General features: G+C 72.7%; 20 protein-coding genes. 14 read left to right on the forward strand and 6 right to left on the reverse strand.

Translation table 11 applies throughout. From position 1 onward, the window contains the following. Positions 1 to 173: 173 nt before the first annotated feature. The 5 genes from A949_RS31990 to A949_RS0100820 are packed head-to-tail and all read left to right on the forward strand — an operon-like array spanning position 174 to position 3,806. Positions 174 to 1,820, forward strand: coding sequence for a sensor histidine kinase (locus A949_RS31990; protein ID WP_158687520.1), 1,647 nt, complete (start codon positions 174 to 176; stop codon positions 1,818 to 1,820). Then, on the forward strand, positions 1,817 to 2,236 hold the full coding sequence (locus A949_RS0100805) for a roadblock/LC7 domain-containing protein (protein WP_026004222.1): 420 nt from the start codon (positions 1,817 to 1,819) through the stop codon (positions 2,234 to 2,236). Before A949_RS31990 ends, A949_RS0100805 begins: the two co-directional genes overlap by 4 nt. Then, complete coding sequence (locus A949_RS0100810; protein ID WP_019354106.1) at positions 2,233 to 2,658, forward strand: DUF742 domain-containing protein; 426 nt, start codon at positions 2,233 to 2,235, stop codon at positions 2,656 to 2,658. Before A949_RS0100805 ends, A949_RS0100810 begins: the two co-directional genes overlap by 4 nt. Further along, the gene (locus A949_RS0100815) at positions 2,636 to 3,247 is read left to right on the forward strand and encodes a GTP-binding protein (protein ID WP_019354107.1); all 612 of its coding nucleotides are present in this window, start codon (positions 2,636 to 2,638) and stop codon (positions 3,245 to 3,247) included. Before A949_RS0100810 ends, A949_RS0100815 begins: the two co-directional genes overlap by 23 nt. Beyond that, positions 3,228 to 3,806: a GAF domain-containing protein gene (locus A949_RS0100820; RefSeq protein WP_019354108.1), complete on the forward strand. Its 579-nt coding sequence runs from the start codon at positions 3,228 to 3,230 to the stop codon at positions 3,804 to 3,806. Before A949_RS0100815 ends, A949_RS0100820 begins: the two co-directional genes overlap by 20 nt. A gap of 60 nt (positions 3,807 to 3,866) precedes the next feature. Here A949_RS0100820 and argS read toward each other — a convergent pair whose 3' ends face one another. Beyond that, positions 3,867 to 5,636, reverse strand: coding sequence for an arginine--tRNA ligase (gene argS, locus A949_RS0100825; RefSeq protein ID WP_019354109.1), 1,770 nt, complete (start codon positions 5,634 to 5,636; stop codon positions 3,867 to 3,869). A 137-nt stretch (positions 5,637 to 5,773) separates the two neighbouring features. Here argS and lysS point away from each other — a divergent pair, with 137 nt between their 5' ends. Further along, positions 5,774 to 7,531 carry a lysine--tRNA ligase gene (lysS, locus tag A949_RS0100830; protein WP_026004223.1) on the forward strand — a complete coding sequence of 586 codons (1,758 nt, stop codon included), beginning with the start codon at positions 5,774 to 5,776 and terminating at the stop codon, positions 7,529 to 7,531. Positions 7,532 to 7,575: 44 nt separating this feature from the next. Here lysS and A949_RS0100835 read toward each other — a convergent pair whose 3' ends face one another. The 3 genes from A949_RS0100835 to A949_RS0100845 form a co-directional block, all read right to left on the reverse strand. Further along, positions 7,576 to 9,042, reverse strand: a complete 1,467-nt coding sequence (locus A949_RS0100835) for a DUF2637 domain-containing protein (protein WP_019354111.1) — start codon at positions 9,040 to 9,042, stop codon at positions 7,576 to 7,578. Between the two features lie 208 nt (positions 9,043 to 9,250). After that, positions 9,251 to 9,922, reverse strand: coding sequence for a hypothetical protein (locus A949_RS0100840; RefSeq protein WP_019354112.1), 672 nt, complete (start codon positions 9,920 to 9,922; stop codon positions 9,251 to 9,253). Positions 9,923 to 10,174: 252 nt separating this feature from the next. Then, a complete protein-coding gene (locus A949_RS0100845; protein WP_019354113.1) occupies positions 10,175 to 11,092 on the reverse strand; it encodes a hypothetical protein in 918 nt (305 codons plus the stop codon). Positions 11,093 to 11,509: 417 nt separating this feature from the next. Between A949_RS0100845 and A949_RS0100850 the strand changes: the two genes are divergently transcribed. Continuing rightward, positions 11,510 to 13,306, forward strand: coding sequence for a BCCT family transporter (locus tag A949_RS0100850; protein ID WP_019354114.1), 1,797 nt, complete (start codon positions 11,510 to 11,512; stop codon positions 13,304 to 13,306). Between the two features lie 157 nt (positions 13,307 to 13,463). Here A949_RS0100850 and A949_RS38775 read toward each other — a convergent pair whose 3' ends face one another. After that, positions 13,464 to 14,189 carry a hypothetical protein gene (locus A949_RS38775; protein WP_019354115.1) on the reverse strand — a complete coding sequence of 242 codons (726 nt, stop codon included), beginning with the start codon at positions 14,187 to 14,189 and terminating at the stop codon, positions 13,464 to 13,466. A 127-nt stretch (positions 14,190 to 14,316) separates the two neighbouring features. Between A949_RS38775 and hemL the strand changes: the two genes are divergently transcribed. The 7 genes from hemL to A949_RS0100890 all read left to right on the forward strand — a co-directional run bounded on the left by hemL (position 14,317) and on the right by A949_RS0100890 (position 21,492). Further along, positions 14,317 to 15,672: a glutamate-1-semialdehyde 2,1-aminomutase gene (gene hemL, locus A949_RS0100860; protein ID WP_051019349.1), complete on the forward strand. Its 1,356-nt coding sequence runs from the start codon at positions 14,317 to 14,319 to the stop codon at positions 15,670 to 15,672. Further along, on the forward strand, positions 15,669 to 16,403 hold the full coding sequence (locus A949_RS0100865) for a histidine phosphatase family protein (RefSeq protein ID WP_019354117.1): 735 nt from the start codon (positions 15,669 to 15,671) through the stop codon (positions 16,401 to 16,403). Before hemL ends, A949_RS0100865 begins: the two co-directional genes overlap by 4 nt. Before the next feature lie 120 nt (positions 16,404 to 16,523). After that, positions 16,524 to 17,126, forward strand: a complete 603-nt coding sequence (locus A949_RS0100870; protein ID WP_019354118.1) for a TlpA family protein disulfide reductase — start codon at positions 16,524 to 16,526, stop codon at positions 17,124 to 17,126. 7 nt (positions 17,127 to 17,133) lie between these two features. Further along, on the forward strand, positions 17,134 to 17,904 hold the full coding sequence (locus A949_RS0100875) for a cytochrome c biogenesis CcdA family protein (RefSeq protein ID WP_019354119.1): 771 nt from the start codon (positions 17,134 to 17,136) through the stop codon (positions 17,902 to 17,904). Positions 17,905 to 17,907: 3 nt separating this feature from the next. Then, positions 17,908 to 19,776 (forward strand): cytochrome c biogenesis protein ResB, encoded by a 1,869-nt coding sequence (resB, locus tag A949_RS0100880; protein ID WP_019354120.1) that lies wholly within the window; start codon positions 17,908 to 17,910, stop codon positions 19,774 to 19,776. Then, positions 19,773 to 20,891, forward strand: coding sequence for a c-type cytochrome biogenesis protein CcsB (gene ccsB, locus A949_RS0100885; protein ID WP_019354121.1), 1,119 nt, complete (start codon positions 19,773 to 19,775; stop codon positions 20,889 to 20,891). Before resB ends, ccsB begins: the two co-directional genes overlap by 4 nt. A gap of 37 nt (positions 20,892 to 20,928) precedes the next feature. Beyond that, on the forward strand, positions 20,929 to 21,492 hold the full coding sequence (locus A949_RS0100890; RefSeq protein WP_019354122.1) for a hypothetical protein: 564 nt from the start codon (positions 20,929 to 20,931) through the stop codon (positions 21,490 to 21,492). Between the two features lie 99 nt (positions 21,493 to 21,591). Here the strand turns inward: A949_RS0100890 and A949_RS0100895 are convergent, their stop codons facing one another. Next, positions 21,592 to 22,005, reverse strand: a complete 414-nt coding sequence (locus tag A949_RS0100895; RefSeq protein WP_078534591.1) for a PLD nuclease N-terminal domain-containing protein — start codon at positions 22,003 to 22,005, stop codon at positions 21,592 to 21,594. Positions 22,006 to 22,108: the final 103 nt, after the last annotated feature.

The following is a 22,108-nucleotide window of genomic DNA, read 5'->3' on the forward strand; positions in this document are numbered from 1 at the left end:
CGGCGCCGGGGCGGGGAGCGTACTCCGCTTCTGCCCCGGCTGGTGCGACCGTTCGCCCCCAACCCGCCGTCGCGCCGCGGATTTCGCGAGTGCCGTCCCGCGGCGGAGAGCAGCACCGCTCTCCGCCGCGGCACGGCTCCTTGTCCTCCCAACAGAACCGTTCGAGGGAACCGATGTCCGGACCTCCTAGTTCCTCGATACCCCCGCTGCGGGAGGCGCCCGTCGCCGCGGTGGACACGGCACTGCGCCGCCGCCTGGTGCGGCTGACGTGCGCACCCGCACTCGTCGTGACGCTCGCCGCCACCGCGGCGGTGACGTTCCTGTGGTCCGCCGGGCGACCGGACGCCGCCGTCCCCCGTGACGCGGCGGCGCCGGGCGCGCTCGCCGCCGTACTGCTGGTCGCCGCCGCCGCGCTCGTGGGCGGTCTGCGTGCCGCCGCGGCCCAGGCGGCAGCGCTGAACCGCCGCGCGCGTCCCGCGCCTCCCGTCCCGCCTCCCGCACCTCCCGCGCCGGCCCCCGCTCCTGCCGCCACCACCGGCCCCGGCGTCGAGGGCGGAAGCGCACCCGCGCAGCGGCTCCGGCCCGCCGACCAGGTCACCGTCTTCGTCAACCTCGCCCGGCGCCTCCAGTCGCTGCTGCACCGCGAGATCCATGTGCTGGACGAGCTGGAGAACCAGGTCGAGGACCCGGACATCCTCAAGGGCGTCTTCCAGGTCGACCATCTGGCCACCCGCATCCGCCGCTACACCGAGAACCTCGCCGTACTCGGCGGCGCCGTCCCCCGCCGCCAGTGGACCCGGCCCGTCCAGCTCACCGAGATCCTGCGCTCCTCCGCCGCCGAGGTGGAGCACTACCAGCGAGTCCGCCTGGTGCCCCCGATCGAGGGCACGGTGAGCGGGCAGGCCGTCGCCGACGTCATCCACCTGCTGTCCGAACTGGTGGAGAACGCCACCTTCTGCTCCCCGCCGCAGACCCGGGTGCTGCTGCGCACCAGCCGGGTCACCGCCGGGCTCGCCATCGAGGTCGAGGACCGCGGACTGGGCATGACCGAGCGGACACAGCAGCGGATGAACGCCCTGCTGGCCGACCCCGAGGGCGTCGACGTCGGGGCGCTCCTGGCGGACGGCCGGATCGGCCTGTACGTGGTCGGCATGCTGGCCCGGCGGCACGGCATCGCCGTGGAGCTCCGCGGCAACATCTACGGCGGCGTCCAGGCGGTCCTCGTCCTTCCCCACGCCCTGCTCGGCGCCGAGCAGGGCGCCGCCGGAGCCCCCGGAGCCGCGGCCGGGCACGCTCCGACGGCTGAGCCGCGGGCACCACAGGCGCCGCTCCCCGGCGCCGTTCCGCCGGGGCCGGCCCCCCTCGGCACGGCACCGCACCCCCGGTCCGCCCCTCCCGCTGCCCCGCCGTACCCCCGGTCCGGGCCTCCGGCCGGGCCCGGCACCCCGGCGCCGACGGCAGCCGCACCCGCACCGGTTCCCGGCGGGCCGCTCCCGGCCGCCGCCGGGCAGGGCTCCCCGCCGCCCGGGGGCGGCGAGCGGCCCCGGCTGCCCCGGCGGTCGCGGCAGCAGCACCTCGTGCCCGAACTGCGGGACGCCCCGGCGGCCGGCACGCGTGCCGGGCAGGCCCGGCAGGCCGGGACCGCAGAAGGCACAGAAGGCGCAGAAAGCACGGAAGGCGCAGAAGGCGCCGAGGACGCCGTGCACGATCCCGGGCTGATGGCCGCCTTCCGGCGCGGGGTCGGCCGGGCGGACGAAGCGCACGGGCGGCCGTCCCCCGACGGCCACGGCCCGCCCCATCAGGAGGAAGGACGATCATGATGAGCGAAGCACCCACCCCGCGTACGGCGGCGGACCTGTCGTGGCTGCTGACCGGACTCGTCGACCGGGTGCCGCACGCGCGCAGCGCTCTCCTGCTGTCCTCGGACGGTCTGGTGAAGGCCGCACACGGGCTGGAGACCGACGCAGCCGACCAGTTGGCGGCGCTCGCCTCCGGGCTGTACTCGCTGGGCCGCAGCGCGGGGGTGCGGTTCGCCGACGGGGACGGGGTCCGGCAGGTCGTGGTGGAGCTGGACTCCTCGCTGCTGTTCGTCACCACCGCGGGCCGGGGCGCCTGCCTGGCGGTGTTCGCGGGCAGCGAGGCGGACGCGGGCGTGCTGGGCTACGAGATGGCCATGCTGGTCAAGAGCGTCCGCCCGTATCTGGTCACCCCCGCGCGGCAGCCCAGCGCCACATGACGGCACCCCCGGGAGCAGCCGGCAGCCCCGGCTCCGGCCCCGCCTCCGGCTCCGGCGACGAGCCGTGGCTCGACGACGAGGCGGGCCGGCTCGTGCGCCCGTACACCGTCAGCGAGGGCCGCACCCGCCCCTCGGCGCCGCTGGACCTGCTGACCATGGTGCGGGCCACCGGGGTGCGCCCGGACGGCTATCTGGGCCCCGAGCACGCCCAGGTGCTCCGGCTCTGCGGAGGGCCGGTGTCCGTCGCCGAGATCGCCGCGAGCATCCGGCAGCCGGCCGCCGTGGCCAAGGTGGTGCTGTCCGACCTGGTGGACTGGGGCGCCGTCGCCACCCGCGGGCCCGTCCATCTGCAGTCGGGACCTGATCCGAACAACCGAGAAGTGCTGGAGGCGGTGCTGGATGGACTGCGCAGAAGACTCTGACCCGGCACCGGCGGCGGCCGGGCCCTTTCCGACCGCTCTCAAGATCATCGTGGCCGGGGGCTTCGGGGTGGGCAAGACCACCTACGTGGGAGCCGTCAGCGAGATCGAACCGCTCAGCACCGAGGAGCTGCTGACGCAGGTGAGCGAGGCCACCGACAGTCTGGAGGGCGTCGAGGAGAAGTCGACCACGACGGTCGCGATGGACTTCGGCCGGCTCACCTTCGAGACCGGCTATGTGCTCTACCTGTTCGGCACGCCCGGCCAGGACCGGTTCTGGTTCATGTGGGACGAGCTGGCCGCCGGGGCGCTGGGCGCCGTGGTGCTGGCCGACACCCGGCGGCTGGAGCACAGCTTCCCCGCCGTGGACTACTTCGAGCGGCGCGGCATCCGCTTCGTCCTGGCCGTCAACGAGTTCGACGGCTCCTACCGCTACACCCCCGACGAGGTGCGGGCCGCCATCGACCTCGACCCGGGCGTCCCCGTGCTGCTGTGCGACGCGCGGCGGCGCGACTCGGCGACCGGGGTCCTCGTCTCTCTCATCCAGCATCTGCTCGACCCGAGGAGCGCGCATGCCCTTCACCCAGCTTGACCTGACGGACCGGCTCCTGCTGACCCCGCGGGACGACGAGGGACCGGCGCGCGCTGCCCGGCTCCGGGAGCTGGGCATGGGCGACGACCAGCCCGTGCCCGCACTCGACACGTTCGCACGGGAGCTGGCCCGGGTCACCGACGCTCCGGTGGCGGCCGTCAACTTCGTCGACGAGCGCCGCCAGTACTTCGCCGGGCTCTACGACGCGGCCGTGGACCCGGCCAGGGGACCGGTCGACCCCGACGGCGGCTTCGGCCGGGTGATGCCCCGCGACCTCGGATACTGCGTGCACGTGGTCGCGCGACGCTCGGCACTGGTCCTGGAGGACGTGCGCGACTTCGCGCGGTTCGCGGTCAACGCCGTGGTGGACGAGGCGGGTGTCGCCTCCTACCTGGGGGCGCCGCTGATCGACCCGGTGTCGGGGATGGCGCTGGGCACGGTCTGCGTCGTCGACCAGCAGCCCCGCGCCTGGGGGCAGCAGGGGCTGCACACCATCAAGACGATGGCGGCGCAGCTCCAGCGGGAGATCCTGGGCGGCCCGGACCGCGCCGCCGGCTGACCGGCGGCCGGTCCCGGCCGCGCGCGGCGGGTGCGGGCCGGGGCCGCGCGGCCCCGGCCCTCAGAGCCGCTCGGGCGTGCGGATGCCCAGCAGCGCCAGGCCCTGGTGCAGCACCTCGGCCGTCAGATCGCACAGGAAGAGGCGGTTCTCCGCCTGCTGGGTGGTGTCGGCCTTCAGCACCGGGCAGTTCTCGAAGAACCGGCTGTAGAGCGTGGCGAGTTCGTACAGGTAGGCCGTCACCTTGTGCGGCTCGTACTCGTCGGCCGCCGTCACCAGGGTGTCCCCGAACGCGTCCAGGTGCAGGGCCAGCGCCCGCTCGGCCGGGGCCAACTCCAGCTCCGGGTGCGGCACGGGCCGCAGTTCGCCCGCCTTGCGGAAGATCGAGCGGACCCGCGCGTAGGCGTACTGGAGGTAGACGCTGGTGTCGCCCTGCAGCGAGACCATCCGGTCCAGGTCGAAGACGTAGTCCCGGGTCATCGAGTTGGACAGGTCGGCGTACTTGACCGCGCCGATGCCCACCTGCTTGGCGCGGGCCCGGATCTCGTCCTCGGTGACTCCCTCGTCGGCTTTCTCCCGTACGACGGCGGCGGCGCGGTCGACGGCCTCGTCCAGCAGGTCCACCAGCCGCACCGTCTCGCCCTCCCGGGTCTTGAACGGCTTGCCGTCCTTGCCCAGGACCGTTCCGAAGGGCAGCTGCCGGGCCGCGCCCTCGGGCAGCCAGCCCGCGCGGCGCGCCGTCTCGAAGACCATCCGGAAGTGCAGCGACTGCCGCGCGTCCACGACGTACAGCAGGGTGTCGGCCTGGAGTTCGCCGACCCGGTTGCGGATGGCGGCCAGGTCGGTGGCGGCGTAGCCGAAGCCGCCGTTGGACTTCTGCACGATCAGCGGGGTGGGGGTGCCGTCGGGGCCCTTGACGTCCTCGAAGAAGACGCACAGCGCGCCCTCGGAGCGCACCGCGACGCCGGACTCCTCCAGCTCCTTGACGACGTCCTGGAGAGCGTCGTTGTAGGCGCTCTCGCCGACGATGTCCGCGTCCCGGATCTCCACGTCGAGTTCGTCGTAGACGCCCTGGAAGTAGGTCTTCGACTCGTCGACGATCTTGTGCCAGAGGGCCAGCGTGTCCGGGTCGCCGCTCTGCAGCGCCGGAACCCGGTCCCGGGCGCGCGCCTTGAACTCCTCGTCGGAGTCGAAGAGCGCGCGCGAGGACTTGTAGAGCCGGTTGAGCCGGGCCATCGCGGCCTCGCCGGCGTCCTTGGCGCCCGCCGTGTCCGAGGCGTGGTCCAGCTCGTGCGGGTGCTCGATCAGGTACTGGATGAGCATGCCGAAGTTGGTGCCCCAGTCGCCGATGTGGTGGCGCCGGATCACCTTCTCGCCGCGGTGCTCCAGCAGCTGCACGACCGCGTCGCCGATCACCGTCGAGCGCAGGTGCCCGACGTGCATCTCCTTGGCCACGTTCGGCTGCGAGTAGTCGATCACCGTCGTGCCCGGGGCGTCCTTGCGGGGCACGCCCAGCCGCGGGTCCTGCCGCCGCGCCGCGAGGTTGTCCATGATCGCCTCGTCGGCGACGGTGATGTTGAGGAAGCCGGGCCCCGAGACCTCGATCGCGGCGATCTCGTCGTTGGCCGGCAGCGCCTCGGTGACCTTGGCCGCCAGCTCCCGCGGGTTCCCCTTGAGCTGCTTGGCCAGCGCCAGCATCCCGTTGGCCTGGAAGTCCGCCCGGTCGCTGCGTCGCAGCAGCGGGTCGGCGGAGGCGGCCTCCGGCAGCGCAGCCGAGAGGGCGTCCGAGACGCGCTGGTGGACCGTTGCGGCGAGGGAGGGGACCGTAGCCATGGAGTGCTGACCGTTCCGTCGGGGTGGCTGGATTCCGGGCCAGTATCCCACGTGCGCACGGGGGAGCGCCGCCGCATTCCGGGGTGGGACAATGGGCCCGCAGGTTCGAGGAGCGCAACGAGAAGGAAGTGCCGGACGTGGCTCAGACCCCCCATGAGGCCGACTGGGTCTCCCGTATCGCCGATGAGGTCATCGCCGAGGCGGAGCGCCGCGCGTCGGGGAAATCGGGCTCCGACGGCGGCACCCCGAAGATCGTCTGCGCTTCCGGGCTGAGCCCCTCCGGGCCGATCCACCTGGGCAACCTGCGCGAGGTGATGGTGCCGCACCTGGTCGCCGACGAGATCAAGCGCCGGGGGCTGCCCTGCGAGCACATCCTCTCCTGGGACGACTACGACCGGTTCCGCAAGGTGCCGGCCGGGGTCGAGGGCGTGGACTCCTCGTGGGACGAGCACATCGGCCGCCCGCTGACCGCCGTCCCCGCGCCGGCCGGCAGCCCGTACGCCAGCTGGGCCGAGCACTTCAAGGCCGCCATGGAGGCGGCCCTGCTGGAGCTGGGCGTGGAGTACCGGGGCATCAGCCAGACCGCGCAGTACACCTCGGGCGCCTATCGCGAGCAGATCCTCTTCGCGATGCGCGAGCGCGCCCGTATCGACGCCGTGCTCGACCGCTACCGGACGCTGGAGAAGGGCGCGAAGGGCGGCAAGAAGCAGCAGAAGCCCGCGGACGCCGCCGAGGTGGAGGCCGCCGAGGGATCGGGCGCGGCCGCCGAGGACGACGGCTCGGGCGCCGGGGCCGGCGCCTACTACCCGTACAAGCCCTACTGCACCGTCTGCGGCCGCGATCTGACCACCGTCACCGGCTATGACGACGAGACGACCGCGCTGTCCTACACCTGCCGGTGCGGGCACGCCGAGACGGTCGAGCTGCGCACCTTCGACCACGGCAAGCTGGTCTGGAAGGTGGACTGGCCGATGCGCTGGGCGTACGAGGGCGTCGTCTTCGAGCCGTCCGGCGTCGACCACCAGTCGCCCGGCTCGTCGTTCGTCGTCGGCGGGCAGCTCGTGCGGGAGATCTTCGACGGCGAGCAGCCCATCGGCCCGATGTACGCGTTCGTGGGCATCAGCGGCATGGCGAAGATGTCGTCCTCGAAGGGCGGTGTGCCCACTCCGGCCGACGCGCTGCAGATCATGGAGGCGCCGCTGCTGCGCTGGCTGTACGCGCGGCGGAAGCCGAACCAGTCCTTCAAGGTCGCCTTCGACCAGGAGATCCAGCGCACCTACGACGAGTGGGACGCGCTCGGCCGCAAGATCGCCGACGGCTCGGCCCAGCCGGCCGACCTGGCGGCGCACACCCGCGCCTCGTCCACCGCGCTGGGCCCGCTGACCCTCACCCCGCGCCCGCTGCCGTACCGCACGCTGGCCTCCGTCACCGACATCACCGGCGGCCACGAGGAGCAGACGCTGCGCATCCTCACCGAACTCGACCCGCAGCACCCGGTGCACGCGCTGGAGGAGGTGCGCCCGCGGCTGGACCGCGCGCACCGCTGGATCACCACCCAGGTCCCGGCCGACCAGCGCACCCGCGTCCGCGAGGAGCCCGATGCGGCGCTGCTGGCGGAGCTGGACGAGGAGCAGCGCGAGTCGCTGCGGCTGCTGCTGGACGGGCTGGACGAGCACTGGTCGCTGGAGGGCCTGACGTCGCTGGTCTACGGCGTGCCCAAGGTGCGCGCCGGCTTCGCGCCGGACGCGAAGCCCACCCCGGAGATGAAGGTGGCCCAGCGCGGTTTCTTCGCGCTGCTCTACCGGCTGCTGGTCGGCCGCGAGACCGGTCCGCGGCTGCCCACCCTGCTGCTGGCCGTGGGCGCCGACCGGGTGCGCAAGCTGCTGGGGGCCTGAGAGCCCGGGAGGCCGGATCGGGTCCGGCCGGGAGCCGGCCCGGTTCAGCCGGCGAGGCCCATCTCGGTGTTGTAGCGCTCCTTGAACTCCCGCAGGTAGCCGCCGAGGTAGGTCTCGCCCAGCAGGTTGCCCTCGGCCGTGGTGACCCCGTGCCCCTCGTAGAGGGCGCGGGAGAGCTGGCGTGCGGTGGGGCGGTTGCTGTGCGTGGCGACGTACTGGCGGTAGACCGCGAAGTAGAACTCGTCGCGCGGCACTCCGTCGGGGATGCCGACGGGCTCGTCCGCGGCGTCCGTGTTGTCTGCGGCGTCTGCGGCGTCTGTGTCGGGTTCCGCCGGGAGCGCCGCTTCGGGGGCGGACGGCTCCGGCGGGGCCGGGGCGGGCGCGGGCTCCGGCGGGGCGGGTGCGGGCTCGACGAAGAGCTCCTGCTGGGCGCGGACGGGCTGCGGGGTGGCGAGTGTGCGGTAGCGGCCCGGTGCCACCGGGACGGGGAACTCCTGCGCCTGCGGCGCGGGTTCCGCCGAGTCCGCGGGCTCCGGCTCGGGGACGGCGGCGGGCCGCGGCCGCCGGGCGGCCCCCGGCGCGGGGAGGCGTTCCGCCTCCGCCGGGGTCCCGGCGTCCGGTGCGGGTTCCGCGCCCGACGGGGGTTCGGGTTGCGCCGGGGGCGCGGGCTCGGGTGCGGGGCCGGCCGCCGGGGAGGGTGCCGGGGCGTGTTCGTGGGCCGGTTCGGTGTCCGCTCCGGGCGCGGCCGGCGGGGCGGCCTCGTGCCCCGCGCCGTCGGCGGCGCCCCGGCCGGCTCGGGTGTCCAGCTGCGTGGACGGCACCGGCTCCGGCTCCGGGAGCGCGCTGGCCTGGGGTGCCGTGCGGTGCAGCGGGATGCCGTAGCGGGTGAGTTTGAGGGGCATGAGTGCTTCGACGGGTGCTTTGCGGCGCCAGGAGCGGCCGTAGCGGGCGCGCAGCCGGGTCTCGTAGATGAGCCGGTCCTGTTCCATGCGGATGACTTCGTCGTAGTGGCGCAGTTCCCACAGCTTCATCCGGCGCCAGAGGAGGAAGGTGGAGGGGAAGGCGAGCAGCCAGCGGGAGAGGCGGACGCCTTCCATGTGTTTGTCCGCGGTGAGGGCGGCGACGCGGCCGGCGGCGTGCCGGGCGGCTTCGACGGTGACCACGAAGAGGACGGGGATGACGGCGTGCATGCCGACGCCGAGCGGGTCGGGCCAGGCGGCGGCGCCGTTGAAGGCGATGGTGGCGGCCGTCAGCAGCCAGGCGGTCTGGCGCAGCAGCGGGAAGGGGATGCGGATCCAGGTCAGCAGCAGGTCCAGCGCGAGCAGGACGACGATGCCCGCGTCCACCCCGATGGGGAAGAATGGTGCGAACGCGCCGAAACCTTTCCGCTCGGCCAGCTCGCGGACCGCGGCGTAGGAGCCGGCGAAGCCGATCGCCGCGATCACCACGGCTCCCGCGACCACGACGGCGATCAGTATGCGGTGTATTCGGGTCAGTTGTACGCCCTGCACTGGAATTGTCCCCACCCTCGGAAACTGGCGGGCCCAGCCTGGCACATGCGGCGGGCCGGAACGCGCGCGGAGCCCGGCCCTCGGGCGGAGGGCCGGGCTCCGGTGCGCCGCCGACGGAGCCGGCGGGGGCCGGCGCGGCGGGAGCGGACGGCTCCGGCGCGGCGGGCGCGGTGCGCGGTCCGGCGCCGGTGCGGTCACCCGGGGGTGGTCACCCGATGTGCTCGACCGCCGCCTTGGCGGCCTTCTCCGCGCGCTTCTTCACCTCGTCGGCGCCGGGCTTCTTGGCGTCCTCGAACCCGGCGCCCTCGTAGTCGACGGTGACCACGACGTTGGCGGTGCGGGTCACCAGGCGCTCGGCGCGGTAGTCGGCCGACTTGCCCTTGGCGTCCTTCTTCTCCGTCTCGTAGACGACCGAGACCGCCTGGTCGCCGATGCCGGAGGTGTCGGACTTCTTGAGGTCCTTGTTGTCCTTGCTGCCGGTCTTCTCCTCGACCTGCTGCTTGAGATAGTCCGCGGCGCGCTTGTCGCCGGAGCCGATCGACGGGTCGGAGTCGAAGCGCTTGAAGGAGAGCGTGAGCTGGCTGTAGTCGTACTTGTCCAGGCCGCTCCACAGGCAGCTGTTGGAGTCGTCGGCGTCTCCGGAGCCGACGCTCTTGCCCGAGGCGTCCTCGGTGCCGGGCACCAGGTCCTTCGCGGCCTTCTTGTCGAGGGTCTTGCAGGAGTCGGGCAGCTTCTTGTGCTTCGCGGGCGCCACGGTGGGGGACTTGCTCGCGGAGGCAGAGGGGGTGTCGGACCCGTTGTCCTTGTCGGAGTCCGAGGAGCAGCCGACCACCAGCAGGACGGGGAGCGCCGCCGCGGCGCAGGCGACTGCGTTCCGCACGGTCCTGCTCCGTCGAGGGGCGTTGCGCGAGGCGTTTCGGTGCATGGTTCCTTCGCTTCCGGGGTCTTCACCAGTTGTGCCGAGCCGGGAGTGGCCGCGGTGCTGTCGGAACGGTACGCGGCGCCCGGCGCGGTGCGGGCGTTTCACGGCACTTCCGCGGCGTGGGACTGCCCACAGGTGGCACGGGCCACAGTGCGGAGCGCCCGCCGCCGGGTGTGCGCGCCGGTGCCGCGCGGAGGGCGGCGCGGCGGCTCAGTCCTCCTCGAACCGCCCGGCGAGCTGCTCGGCGAGCGCGCGTGTCTTCTTCTGGAGCTCGTGGCTGTCGGGGATCCGGTGCTTGTCGGTCACCCACTGGTCGTACTCGACAGTGGTGATCACGTTGGCCGTCCGGAAGACCAGGGTGATGTCCCGGTGCAGTCCGGAGTCGGCGGTGTGCAGCGCGTCGTCGAGGTAGGCGGCGTCGCCGATGTCCTGAAGGGCGCGGGGTGCCACGTCCTCCTCCGCGGTGGAGGAGGGGGACTCCTCGGGGCTCTTGTCCGGGTCGGCCGAACTGTCCGGATCGTCGTCCCCGGTGCTCTTCCCGCCGTCCTCCGCGGTGGCGGAGGCGTGTCCGTCGGGCGTCTTGCCGGCCGGACTTCCGGAGGTGGGGCCCGGTGCGCCGCTGATCCCGGCCTTGCGTGCCTTCTCGCCGTAGAGCCGCTCGGCCTGCTCGTCGTCGCTGACCGACGGGTCGTAGGAGACCACTCGCTCGAACTGGACGGACAGGTGGCGGGTGCCGAGTGTGGTGGCGCTCTTCCAGCGGCAGCCCACGCTGCGGTCGGTGTCGTAGGTGGTGCTGGCCTCGCCCTCCAGAGGGTCGGGGCCGGTGCTGGGTGCGGCCGTGTTCTCCTCGCCGCCCTCACCGTCGGCCGCCGCGGCGCCCGGGAGCATGTCCCGCAGCCGGCTCATGGCGACGGTGCCGCACGGTTCGGGGAGGCTGTCGTACTTGCCGGGGGCCGCGGCCGAGGGGGAGGCGGAGGCGCCGCCGGACTTGCCGTCCCTGTCGTCCTCGCCTCCGGAGGAGCCGGTGCAGCCCGTGATCGTGCCGGCGAGCGCGAGGACGAGCGCGGCACTGGTCGCGGACGACGCGAGTCCCGCGCGCGTCGCATACCTCTTTGCCCTCCGCGGCACGGCTGGCCTCCTCGTTCGGGTTGTCGTCCGGGTCCGGGGATCTCTTCCGGGCCGGGGCTGTCGTCCGGGGCGACCGGGGCGTCCGGGTCGTCCGGGTCGTCCGGTTCGGGGTGCGCCCGCGAGGGGTGTTCCGCCGACGGGGTGACGGCACATGTCTACCGCACCTGCCGCTCGGACGTCCGGTTGCCCGGCCCCTATGGCGCGTGAAGTCAGTCTTTTCCCTTTCGCCGCTTTTCCGGTACGCGGTGGTGCGTGCTCCCCCGGCCGGGTGCGGCGTCCGGTCAACATCCCCCGAAAGTTGTGGAGTTGACCGGTACATCGGGCCCGTTGCGGGCATCTGATCGGACTACTTCGGGTCGAGTCGGGTAGCGGCCCAGCGAATCCATCCGAGGTTCGGCGGAAGGACAACGGGCAGACGTGGAGCAGCAGACGCAGGAGGCGACCGCCTCCCACGGGGGACCGACCCGGCGGCCGCGTACCGACCGGCTCGTGTTCGGTGTCACAGCGGTACTCACGCTCGCCTTCGTCGTCTGGGGAGCGGTCGGCACCGATTCACTCGCCGACGTTTCGCAGAAGATGCTGAGCGGCACGATGCACAACGGCGGCTGGGCCTTCGTGCTCGCCGCCACCGGTTTCGTGATCTTCTCGCTGTGGCTGGCGTTCAGCCGCTACGGCCGGATCACCCTGGGCAAAGAGGGGGAGGAGCCCGAGTTCAGAACGGTCTCCTGGGTCGCGATGATGTTCAGCGCGGGCATGGGCATCGGGCTGATGTTCTACGGGGTGAGCGAGCCGCTGAGCCACTTCAGCACCGCGCCGCCCGGCACGCACCCGGCCAACGACGCCGAGCGCATGGAGACCTCGCTGGCCACCACGCTCTTCCACTGGACCCTGCACCCCTGGGCGATCTACGCGGTCGTGGGCCTGGCCATCGCCTACAGCTGCTTCCGCCGGGGCAGGCGGCAGACGATCAGCGCGGTCTTCACCCCGCTGATCGGCGAGAAGGCGGCCAACGGCGGTTTCGGCAAGGTCATCGACATTCTGGCGATCTTCGCCACGCTCTTCGGCTCGGCCGCCTCGCTGGGGCTGGGCGCCCTGCAGATCGGCAGCGGGATGGAGGAGGTCGGCTGGGCGGAGAAGGTGGGCACCGGTGTGCTGGTCTCCATCATCGCCGTGCTGACGGTGGCCTTCGTGGCCTCCGCCGTCTCCGGCGTGGAGAAGGGCATCCAGTGGCTCTCCAACATCAACATGGTGCTGGCGGGGCTGCTCGTGCTGTTCCTCTTCGTGGCCGGCCCCACCATCCTGATGCTCAACCTGGTACCGACCTCGCTCGGCGGCTTCGTCGGCGACCTGCCGCAACTGGTCGGCCGCACGGACGCCAGCAGCGGCGAGGGCGTCGCGGACTGGCTCTCCAGCTGGACCGTCTTCTACTGGGCCTGGTGGATCTCCTGGACGCCGTTCGTCGGCATGTTCATCGCCCGGATCAGCCGCGGCCGCACCATCCGGCAGTTCGTCGGCGGGGTGATCCTGGTGCCCAGCGTCGTGAGCCTGGTCTGGTTCGCGATCTTCGGCGGTACGGCCATGAGGCTCCAGTCCGGCGGCGTGGATCTGGCCGGTGCCGACTCCCAGGAGGCGCAGCTGTTCGGGGTGCTGCGGGAGTACCCGATCGCCGGTGTCACCAGCCTCGTCGTGATGATCCTGGTCGGTATCTTCTTCGTCTCCGGGGCCGACGCCGCCTCGATCGTGATGGGCACCCTCTCGCAGAAGGGCACGATGGAGCCCAGCCGGACCGTGGTCATCGTCTGGGGCGTGCTGACCGGCGCCGTCGGCGCGGTCATGCTGATGATCGGGGGCGGCGGTGACGAGGCGCTGGAAGGGCTGAAGAACCTGACCATCCTGGTCGCGGTCCCCTTCACGCTGGTGATGGTCGGCCTGTGCGTGGCGCTGACCAAGGACCTGCGCCGGGACCCGGTCATCATCCGCAGCGAGCGCGGCGAGGAGGCCGTCGGCAGCGCCGTCGTCGCGGGACACGAGCAGTACGGCGGCGACTTCGAGTTCCGCATCGGCCCGGTCGACCCCGGGGCGCCCAAGCCGGCGGCCGAGACCCTGGACGCGGAGGTCGCCCGGGCCGTGAGCGAGGCGGAACCGGCCGATCCCGGGGAGCGGAGCGGCGCCGATCACGAGCAGGCCGGCAGAGGCGCGGGGAACCGGGACTGACCCCGGCCGGGGCCGCGCGGCCCGCCCGCGCCCTGCCCTGTGCGCCGCCGTCCCGTCACGGCCGCCGGTGGCGGGACGCGGTGGCCTGTGCGGTGCCGGGGGGCTACGGGGGCTCCGGTGTTCTGCGGGGCGGGTGTCCCGCGGGGCGCCCGGGCGGTCAGGGCCACACCAGGCAGTAGGCCTGGTGCCCCGCCTCGTGCAGCCGGTCGGAGAAGTCCTGCCAGCGGTGCAGCAGCTGGTAGACGTTGAAGGCGTCCTGCGGGCCCGCCCGGTCGGGGACCGTGGACCAGATGAAGGCGGCCGCGCCCACCGTCTCCTCACCGATGCCGCGGAGCGGGTCGACGACCGTCATCGGGAGTTTGACGACCGCGTAGTCGGGGTGCAGGACGACGAGTTCCAGCGGGGGGACCCGGTGCAGCGGTATCCCCTCGATCCCCGTCAGCACCATGGCCGCCATCGTCTCGGGCTTGATCTTGGTGAACATGCCCTGGCCCAGCTCGTCCCCGCCCAGTTCCTCGGGTCGCATCGAGATGGGTACGCGTGCGGCCGTGGCACCGTCCGGTGCCCCGAAGTACTTGTAGGTCACCCCCACTCGGCCGCCACCCCTGCTGCTCCTGGTCTTCGCCGTGCTCCCGATACCCGCGAGGCCGCCGCCGTGCACCGTGCCGCTGCCGCTGGTGGTGCTGCCGGTGGCGCCGCCCGCCGTTCCGCTCTCGGACGGCGCGCCGCCGCCCGCCGTTCCCCCGTCCACCGCACCGCTGTTCGCGCCGCCGCCCGCCGCGGTTCCGCCCTCGGCCGCGGTGCGCCTGTGGCGCCCCTGGGCCCGCTCCGGGCCGGTCTCCGAGTGGCCGGGCTCCTCTCCCAGTCCGCCACCGCGATGCATGTCACCACCCGACTGCTCATCCGGGCCGCACAGCCGTCCCCGTGCGGCCCGATCATCGTGTCAGAGACCTCCCCGCCCCGTGGAGCGTGAAACGCCCCCGGCCCCCGGCACGGGGGGCTCTGACACCATGGCTTTCGTGACTTACTCCTACAGCGCCCCAGTATCGCAGTCGCTCTTCGACCGCGCCGCCGCCGTGACACCGGGAGGCGTGAACTCTCCGGTCCGCGCCTTCCGCGGCGTGGGCGGAACGCCCCGGTTCATGGTGTCCGGTTCCGGTCCCTACCTGACGGACGCGGACGGCCGGGAGTACGTCGACCTGGTCTGCTCCTGGGGGCCGATGATCCTCGGTCACGCGCACCCCCAGGTGACGGAGGCGGTGCGCAAGGCCGTGGAGCGCGGCACCTCCTTCGGCACGCCCGTCGAGGACGAGGTGGCGCTCGCCGAGGAGATCGTGCACCGGATCGACCCCGTCGAGCAGGTGCGGCTGGTCTCCTCGGGCACCGAGGCGACCATGTCCGCGATCCGGCTGGCGCGCGGTTTCACCGGCCGCTCCAAGGTCGTCAAGTTCGCCGGGTGCTACCACGGGCACGTCGACTCGCTGCTCGCCGCGGCCGGGTCCGGGGTCGCCACCCTGGGCCTGCCGGACACCCCGGGCGTCACCGGGGCGCAGGCCGGCGACACGATCGTGCTGCCGTACAACGACCTGGACGCGGTCCGCGAGGCGTTCGCCGCGCACCCCCGGGAGATCGCCTGCGTGATCACCGAGGCGTCGCCCGGCAACATGGGCATCGTCCCGCCGCTGCCGGCGGCCGACGGGCGGCCCTCCTTCAACCAGGGGCTCGCCGACCTGTGCCGCGCCGACGGCGCGCTGTTCGTCTCCGACGAGGTGATGACCGGCTTCCGCGCCTCGCCGCACGGCTGGTACGGCCTCGACGGCGTCACACCCGATCTGATGACGTTCGGCAAGGTGATGGGCGGCGGCTTCCCGACGGCCGCGTTCGGCGGGCGCAAGGACGTGATGGACCACCTGGCACCGGCAGGCCCCGTCTACCAGGCGGGCACGCTCTCCGGGAACCCGGTCGCCACCGCGGCCGGACTGGCCCAGCTGCGGCTGCTGGCCGCCGACGGCTTCGCCGCGCACGGCGTGGTGGACGCCGCGGCCCGGCAGGTGCGGCAGCTCGCCACCGAGGCGCTGGCCAAGGAGGGCGTGGCGCACACGGTGCAGACGGCGGGCAGCATGTTCTCCGTCTTCTTCGGCGACTTCGGCGACACCGGCGTCACCGACTACGCGGCGGCCAAGCGGCAGGAGTCCTTCCGCTTCACCGCGTTCTTCCACTCGATGCTCGCCCAGGGCGTCTACCTGCCACCCTCCGGATTCGAGGCGTGGTTCCTCTCCGCGGCGCACGACGAGCGGGCGCTGGAGCGGGTGGCCGACGCGCTGCCCGCCGCCGCCCGCGCCGCGTCCGAGGCGGTGCCGGCATGAGCGAGCGCCTGGCCGGCGCGGCCCCCGCGGCCGGCGCCGACGACAAGACCGTCACCGTCGTGCACGTGATGCGGCACGGCGAGGTCGACAACCCCGAGGGCATCCTCTACGGGCGACTGGCCGGATATCACCTCTCCGACCTCGGCCGCCGGATGGCCGACCGGGTCGCCGAACACCTGGAGGGGCGCGACATCACCCAGGTGCTCGCCTCCCCGCTGGAGCGCGCCCAGGAGACCGCGGCGCCGATCGCCAAGGCCCACGGACTCGACATCGGCACCGACGAGCGGCTGATCGAGGCGGGGAACGTCTTCCAGGGCAAGACCTTCGGCGTCGGTGACGGCGCACTGCGCAAGCCGGAGAACTGGCGCCATCTGCGCAACCCCTTCCGGCCCTCCTGGGGCGAGCCGTATCTGGACCAGGTCGTCCGGATGCGCAGCGCGATCGAGCACGCCAAGGACGCGGCCCGCGGTCACGAAGCCGTCTGCGTCAGCCACCAGCTGCCGATCTGGATCCTGCGCAGCTTCGTCGAGCGCCGCAGGCTCTGGCACGACCCGCGCCGCCGCCAGTGCACGCTGGCCTCGCTGACCAGCTTCACCTTCGTCGGGGACCGCATCGTCTCGGTCGGCTACTCCGAACCGGCCCGCGACCTGGTGCCCGCGCATCTGCGGGCGGGAGCCAAGCGGCCCAAGGGCGCGGCGAAGGGTGCGCAGGGCCGGGGCGCGGGCGCCTGAGCCCGCCGCCGGATATGCGGCGGGGGCCGGGCCTGCGGCCCGACCTGCGCGGGAGCCGGTTCCGCCGGGTCAGCAGGGGGGCGCGGAAGATCCCCCATACGAGCATGCGAAACTTTTCACATGAGCCAGATCCGCGCCTCCCGCCGCCGCACCGTCCTGCTGGCCGCCGGGATCGCCGCCGGTGCGCTGCTGCTGTCCGCCTGCGGCGAGGAGCAGACGGGTTCGTCCTCGGGCGACACCAAGTTCGTCCAGGGGACGGGGCAGATCACCAAGGTCCCGAAGTCCCGCCGCACGGCGGTTCCCGACCTGGCGGGTCCCTCCGTCGACGGGAAGAAACTGAAGCTCTCCGACTTCAAGGGCAAGGTCATCGTGCTGAACGTGTGGGGCTCCTGGTGCAGTCCCTGCCGCGCGGAGGCACCGAACCTCGCCAAGGTCGCCCGGGACACCGAGGACCGGGGCGTCCAGTTCGTCGGCATCAACACCCGCGACCTGGACAAGGCCAACGCCAAGGCGTTCGAGCGGAACTACGACATCGACTACCCGAGCTTCTACGACCCCAGCGGCAAGCTCATCCTCAAGTTCCCCAAGAACACCCTCTCCCCGCAGGCCATCCCCTCCACCCTGATCCTCGACAAGGACGGCGAGGTCGCGGTGCGGGCCCTGAAGGAACTGAGCGAGCAGGAGCTGCGCTCCGCGCTCGACCCCCTGATCGACGCGAAGTGACCGCCCCATGATCTCCCTCGCGGCCACGGGAATGAACGGCACCGTCTACAGCGGCGCCCTGCTGCTGGCCCTGCCCGTCGCACTGCTGGGCGGACTGGTCTCGTTCTTCTCCCCCTGCGTGCTGCCGCTGGTGCCCGGCTACCTCTCCTACGTCACCGGGGTCAGCGGCACCGACCTGGCCGAGGCGCGGCGCGGCCGGATGTTCCTGGGCGCGGGCCTGTTCGTGCTCGGCTTCACGGCCGTCTTCGTCTCCGGCGGCGCCCTCTTCGGCGGTTTCGGCGCCACTCTGCAGGAGCACCGCACTCTCATCTCGCGGGTGCTGGGCAGCCTGACGATCGTGCTCGGCCTCGCCTTCATGGGCGCCCTCGGTCCGCTGACCCGCTTCACCCAGCGGGAGGTGCGGATCCACAAGCGGCCGGCGATCGGGCTGGCGGGGGCGCCGATGCTGGGGGTGCTCTTCGGCATCGGCTGGACGCCGTGCATCGGGCCCACGCTCGCCGCCGTCCTCACGCTCTCCTCGAACCAGGCCAGCGCGGGGCGCGGTGCGCTGCTGACGGTGGCCTACTGCCTGGGCCTGGGAGTGCCGTTCGTCGTCGCCGCGCTGGCCTTCCGCCGGGCACTGGGCGCGTTCGGCTGGGTGAAGCAGCACTACGCCTGGGTGATGCGGATCGGCGGCGTGCTGCTCGTCGCCGTCGGCGTGCTGCTCGTCACAGGCATCTGGGACCGGATCGTCTACGAGATCACGGTCTGGTCGTCCGACTTCACGGTGGGGATCTGATCCATGAGCACGACCGGTACCGGCAAGGGGGCCGCCGACGCGGCGGCCGACGAGGCCGGTGAGGCGACGGAGCCGGCCGGGGTCCGCGGCAGCGCGGGCGCGGCGGCCGAGTCCGGGGCCGACTCCGGGAGCGAACGCGCGGCCGCGGCCCAGCTCTCGACCGCCCCCGGCGAGGAGAAGCTGAACGTTCCCTCGCTCGGCCCGCTGGGCTGGCTGCGCTGGTTCTGGCGGCAGCTCACCTCGATGCGGGTGGCGCTGATCCTGCTCTTCCTGCTGTCGCTGGGTGCCATACCGGGCTCGATCGTCCCGCAGACGCCGGTGGACGCGCTCAGGGTCGAGCAGTTCCGGGCCGACCACACCACCCTCGCGCCGCTCTACGACAAGCTCCAGCTCTTCGACGTCTACACGTCGGTCTGGTTCTCGGCGATCTACATCCTGCTGTTCGTCTCGCTGATCGGCTGCATCGTGCCGCGCACCTGGCAGTTCGTCGGCCAGTTGCGTGCCCGGCCGCCGCGCGCCCCGCGCCGGCTGGACCGGATGCCGGTCTACACGACCTGGCGCACCGCGGCGGAGCCGGAGGAGACGCTGACGGCGGCCCGCTCGCTGCTGCGGCGCAGGCGGTTCCGCACCCACCGGGACGGCTCGGGCGGGGGCGCGGTCGCCTCCGAGAAGGGCTATCTGCGCGAGGTGGGCAACCTCCTGTTCCACATCGCGCTCATCGTGCTGCTGCTGGCCTTCGCCTCGGGGCAGCTGTTCAAGTCCGAGGGGCGCAAACTGATCGTGCAGGGCGACGGGTTCTCCAACGTCCTCACCCAGTACGACGACTTCCAGTCCGGCTCGCTCTTCGGCCCCGACATGCTCGATCCCTTCGCCTTCCGGCTGAAGGAGTTCCACGCCACCTACGAGGAGAGCGGTCCCAACAAGGGCACCCCGCGCGACTACCGCGCCGACATCGCCATCGCCAAGGGCGCCGACGGTACGGAGCGGGACGCCACCATCAAGGTGAACCATCCGCTGAAGGTCGGCTCGTCCAAGATCTACCTGATCGCCAACGGCTACGCGCCCGCCGTCACCGTCAAGGACGGCAAGGGCAACATCGCCTACCGCGGCCCGGTGCCCTTCCTCCAGCAGGACAACAACCAGACCTCCAGCGGAGTGGTGAAGGTCACCGACTACCTGGACGCGAAGGGCCGCAAGGACCAGCTCGGTTTCCAGGGCTTCTTCGTCCCCGACTTCGAGCCGAGCAGCGGCACCATGTTCTCCCAGTCGCCGAGCCTGAAGAACCCGGCGATGTTCCTGACCGCCTACCACGGCAACCTGGGCGTGGACGGCGGACCGGCGCAGAACGTGTACCAGCTGGACACGGACAACATGACCAAGTTCAAGGACGAGGACGGCGGTCCGTTCGCCGAGAAGCTCGTCCCCGGCTCCACCATGAAGCTCCCGAACGGTGCCGGGAGCCTCACCTTCGACGGCGTCGAGAAGTGGGCGAACTTCCAGGTCTCCCACCAGGTGGGCAACGGCTGGGCGCTGGGCGGGGCGCTCGCCGCCATCGTGGGACTCGCGGGTTCCCTGTTCATCCAGCGCCGCCGGGTCTGGGTGCGGGCCTACACCGCCGACGACGGGCAGACGGTCGTCGAGATGGCCGCGCTCGGCCGCAGCGAGTCCGCCCGGCTGCCGGACGAACTCGCCTCGCTGGCCACCGATATGCAGGCCGCGGCCCCCGTCGCGGCCGAGTCCCCCGCCGCGGACGCCGCGGGCGAGGGTGCCCCGAGCGCGGACGCCGTGTCCGGGGATGCCGCCGCCGCGGACGGCGCCGCCGCGCCGGACTCCGCCGATCCTGCTGAAGCCCCCGAAGGAGCAGGCAAGTGAACCTCCTCGCAGCCGAGCCGAACGAGCAGCTCGCGCACGTCAGCAACTATCTGATCTATTCGGCGATGGCCGTCTACGTGCTGGCCTTCTGCGCCTACATCGCCGAATGGACCTTCGGCTCCCGCAGCAAGGTGGGCCGCACGGCCGCCGCGCTGACCCGGAAGGCTCCCGCGGACGCGGCCGTTCCCGGTCAGCAGCCCGCGGCCGGCGCGCGGAGCGCGGAGCGGGGCGGCGGTACGGCGGTGCTGGAGAAGCCCGCCCCACCGAAGATCGTGACCCGTTCCAGCAACGGCCGGCGCGGCGACCTGCCCGACGGCCCCGGGGCCGCGGCGGGCGACGAGCAGGGCGACACCTACGGGCGGATCGCCGTCTCGCTGACGGTGCTCTCCTTCGTGCTGCATGTCGCCGGGGTGCTGACCCGCTCGCTGTCGGTGCAGCGGGCGCCCTGGGGCAACATGTACGAGTTCTCGACCGCCTTCTCGATGGTGGCGGTCGGCGCGTACCTGGCGCTGCTGCTGGCGAAGAAGAACGTCCGCTGGATCGGGCTGCCGCTGGTCACCACCGTCCTGCTGGACCTGGGGCTGGCCGTCACCGTCCTGTACACGGACAGCGACCAGTTGGTGCCCGCGCTCCATTCGTACTGGCTGTGGATCCACGTCTCGCTCGCCATCACCTGCGGCGCGCTGCTCTACCTCGGGTTCGTCGGTTCCCTGCTCTACCTGTTCCGGGACGCCTACGAGACGCAGCTGCTGGCCGGGCGCAAGCCCGGCGCCGTGCGGTCCTCGATCATGGAGCGGCTGCCCTCGGCGGCCTCGCTCGACAAGTTCGCGTACCGGATCAACGCGACGGTCTTCCCCTTCTGGACCTTCACCATCGTGGCGGGTGCCATCTGGGCCGGTGACGCCTGGGGCCGCTACTGGGGCTGGGACCCGAAGGAGGTCTGGTCGTTCATCACCTGGGTCGCCTACGCTTGCTATCTGCACGCCCGCGCCACTGCGGGTTGGAAGGGACGCAAAGCGGCGTATCTCGCACTTCTCGCCTTCGCCTGTTTCCTTTTCAACTATTACGGTGTGAATATCTTCTTCAACGGCAAGCACTCGTACGCGGGTATCTGAGGGGCCCGAGCCCCGCGTCCGGGGTGAAGGTGGAGTTATGAGCACCGAAGGCCTGGCAGGGACCACCGCGTACGGCATCCCGTACGGCACGGCCCGGAGCGGTTCCGGCGGCGCCGCGCACACGGTCGGCTTCGAGCTGGCGTTCCCGCATCCGCTGGAGAGCGTGTGGGTGGCGGTCGCCACCCCCGCCGGGCTGCGCGGCTGGCTCGCGGCGGCCGACCCCTTCGAACCCGGCCCCGGCGGCGCGGTGACCCTGCACTGGTGGAACGGGGAGCCCGCCGCGGGCGCCGACGGCCAGCCGGAGCTCGCCACCCCCGGACGGATCACCGCCTGGTCGCGCCGCCGGCTGGCCGAGTACACGGTCGACGCGCGCGGCTCCTTCGGCTTCACCCTGCGCGGGTCCGTGGACGACGACCACACCCGGGTCCGGTTCCGCAACGACTTCACCGCCGACGCCGGCCGGCTCCACGAGGTCCTCGCCCGGTGGCACGAGCACTTCGAACTGCTCCAGAACGAGCTGCGCGGACAGCCGACGGACTGGTCGGCCCGGACGGCGGAGCGCTTCACGGCCCTCCGGGACGACTACGCGCGGCGCTGCTAGCGCGGCGCGCTGGTTCCGCGCGCCGCTCGCGCCCCCCGGACCGTGCGGACCTCCGGAACGGAGTACCCGGAGGTCGCCGGAAGAGCCGGAACCGCCCGGTCAGCTGTCGTCGCGGTCCTTGCGGTTGGGCAGTTCGTCCCCGTCGCGCGGGGACTCGCCGCGCTGCTCCGGGGCGGGGTCCGGAGCCGGTTCCGGGGCCGGCGGCGCGTCGGAGGAGGAGTCCGGGCCGGGGGCCGGGGACTCGTTCAGGGACTTCAGGAAGTCCGGGTTGTCGTCCGGGGCGACCCAGCGCCGCTCGTCGGGGCGGGTCGCGCCATAGGGCGCGTTGCGCCGCGGCCGGCCGACCGCGAACCAGGCCACGGGCCCCAGCAGCACCTGCCCGAACAGCAGGATGATGATGACCCATGCCACCTTCGGCAGCTTGCGGACCTCGTTCTCGGGCGTGTTGAGGCAGTCGATGAACGCGTAGATCCACACGGCCAGGATCAAGAGGAACGGGAGATACCTGAGCACGCGGAACGCCCCCTGGGTGCGAGATGCCGCCGGACGGATGCGGGGTGCGGGTACCCGCTCGGCGGGTCCCCACGAGCCAAGCGTAATGGCCCCGGCGCGGCCC

Source organism: Streptomyces sp. AA1529 (assembly GCF_000280905.1).
Classification (GTDB): domain Bacteria; phylum Actinomycetota; class Actinomycetes; order Streptomycetales; family Streptomycetaceae; genus Streptomyces.

What these genes read in the sequence shown, in the direction of transcription:
- A949_RS0100890 (WP_019354122.1), top strand. Translation starts at nt 20,929, where the DNA reads ATGAGCACCGAAGGCCTGGCAGGGACCACCGCGTACGGCATCCCGTAC.
- A949_RS38775 (WP_019354115.1), bottom strand. Translation starts at nt 14,189, where the DNA reads ATGCATCGCGGTGGCGGACTGGGAGAGGAGCCCGGCCACTCGGAGACC.
- resB (WP_019354120.1), top strand. Translation starts at nt 17,908, where the DNA reads ATGAGCACGACCGGTACCGGCAAGGGGGCCGCCGACGCGGCGGCCGAC.
- A949_RS0100820 (WP_019354108.1), top strand. Translation starts at nt 3,228, where the DNA reads ATGCCCTTCACCCAGCTTGACCTGACGGACCGGCTCCTGCTGACCCCG.
- A949_RS0100870 (WP_019354118.1), top strand. Translation starts at nt 16,524, where the DNA reads ATGAGCCAGATCCGCGCCTCCCGCCGCCGCACCGTCCTGCTGGCCGCC.
- hemL (WP_051019349.1), top strand. Translation starts at nt 14,317, where the DNA reads ATGGCTTTCGTGACTTACTCCTACAGCGCCCCAGTATCGCAGTCGCTC.
- A949_RS0100810 (WP_019354106.1), top strand. Translation starts at nt 2,233, where the DNA reads ATGACGGCACCCCCGGGAGCAGCCGGCAGCCCCGGCTCCGGCCCCGCC.
- A949_RS0100865 (WP_019354117.1), top strand. Translation starts at nt 15,669, where the DNA reads ATGAGCGAGCGCCTGGCCGGCGCGGCCCCCGCGGCCGGCGCCGACGAC.
- A949_RS0100805 (WP_026004222.1), top strand. Translation starts at nt 1,817, where the DNA reads ATGATGAGCGAAGCACCCACCCCGCGTACGGCGGCGGACCTGTCGTGG.
- A949_RS0100875 (WP_019354119.1), top strand. Translation starts at nt 17,134, where the DNA reads ATGATCTCCCTCGCGGCCACGGGAATGAACGGCACCGTCTACAGCGGC.
- A949_RS31990 (WP_158687520.1), top strand. Translation starts at nt 174, where the DNA reads ATGTCCGGACCTCCTAGTTCCTCGATACCCCCGCTGCGGGAGGCGCCC.
- argS (WP_019354109.1), bottom strand. Translation starts at nt 5,636, where the DNA reads ATGGCTACGGTCCCCTCCCTCGCCGCAACGGTCCACCAGCGCGTCTCG.
- A949_RS0100815 (WP_019354107.1), top strand. Translation starts at nt 2,636, where the DNA reads ATGGACTGCGCAGAAGACTCTGACCCGGCACCGGCGGCGGCCGGGCCC.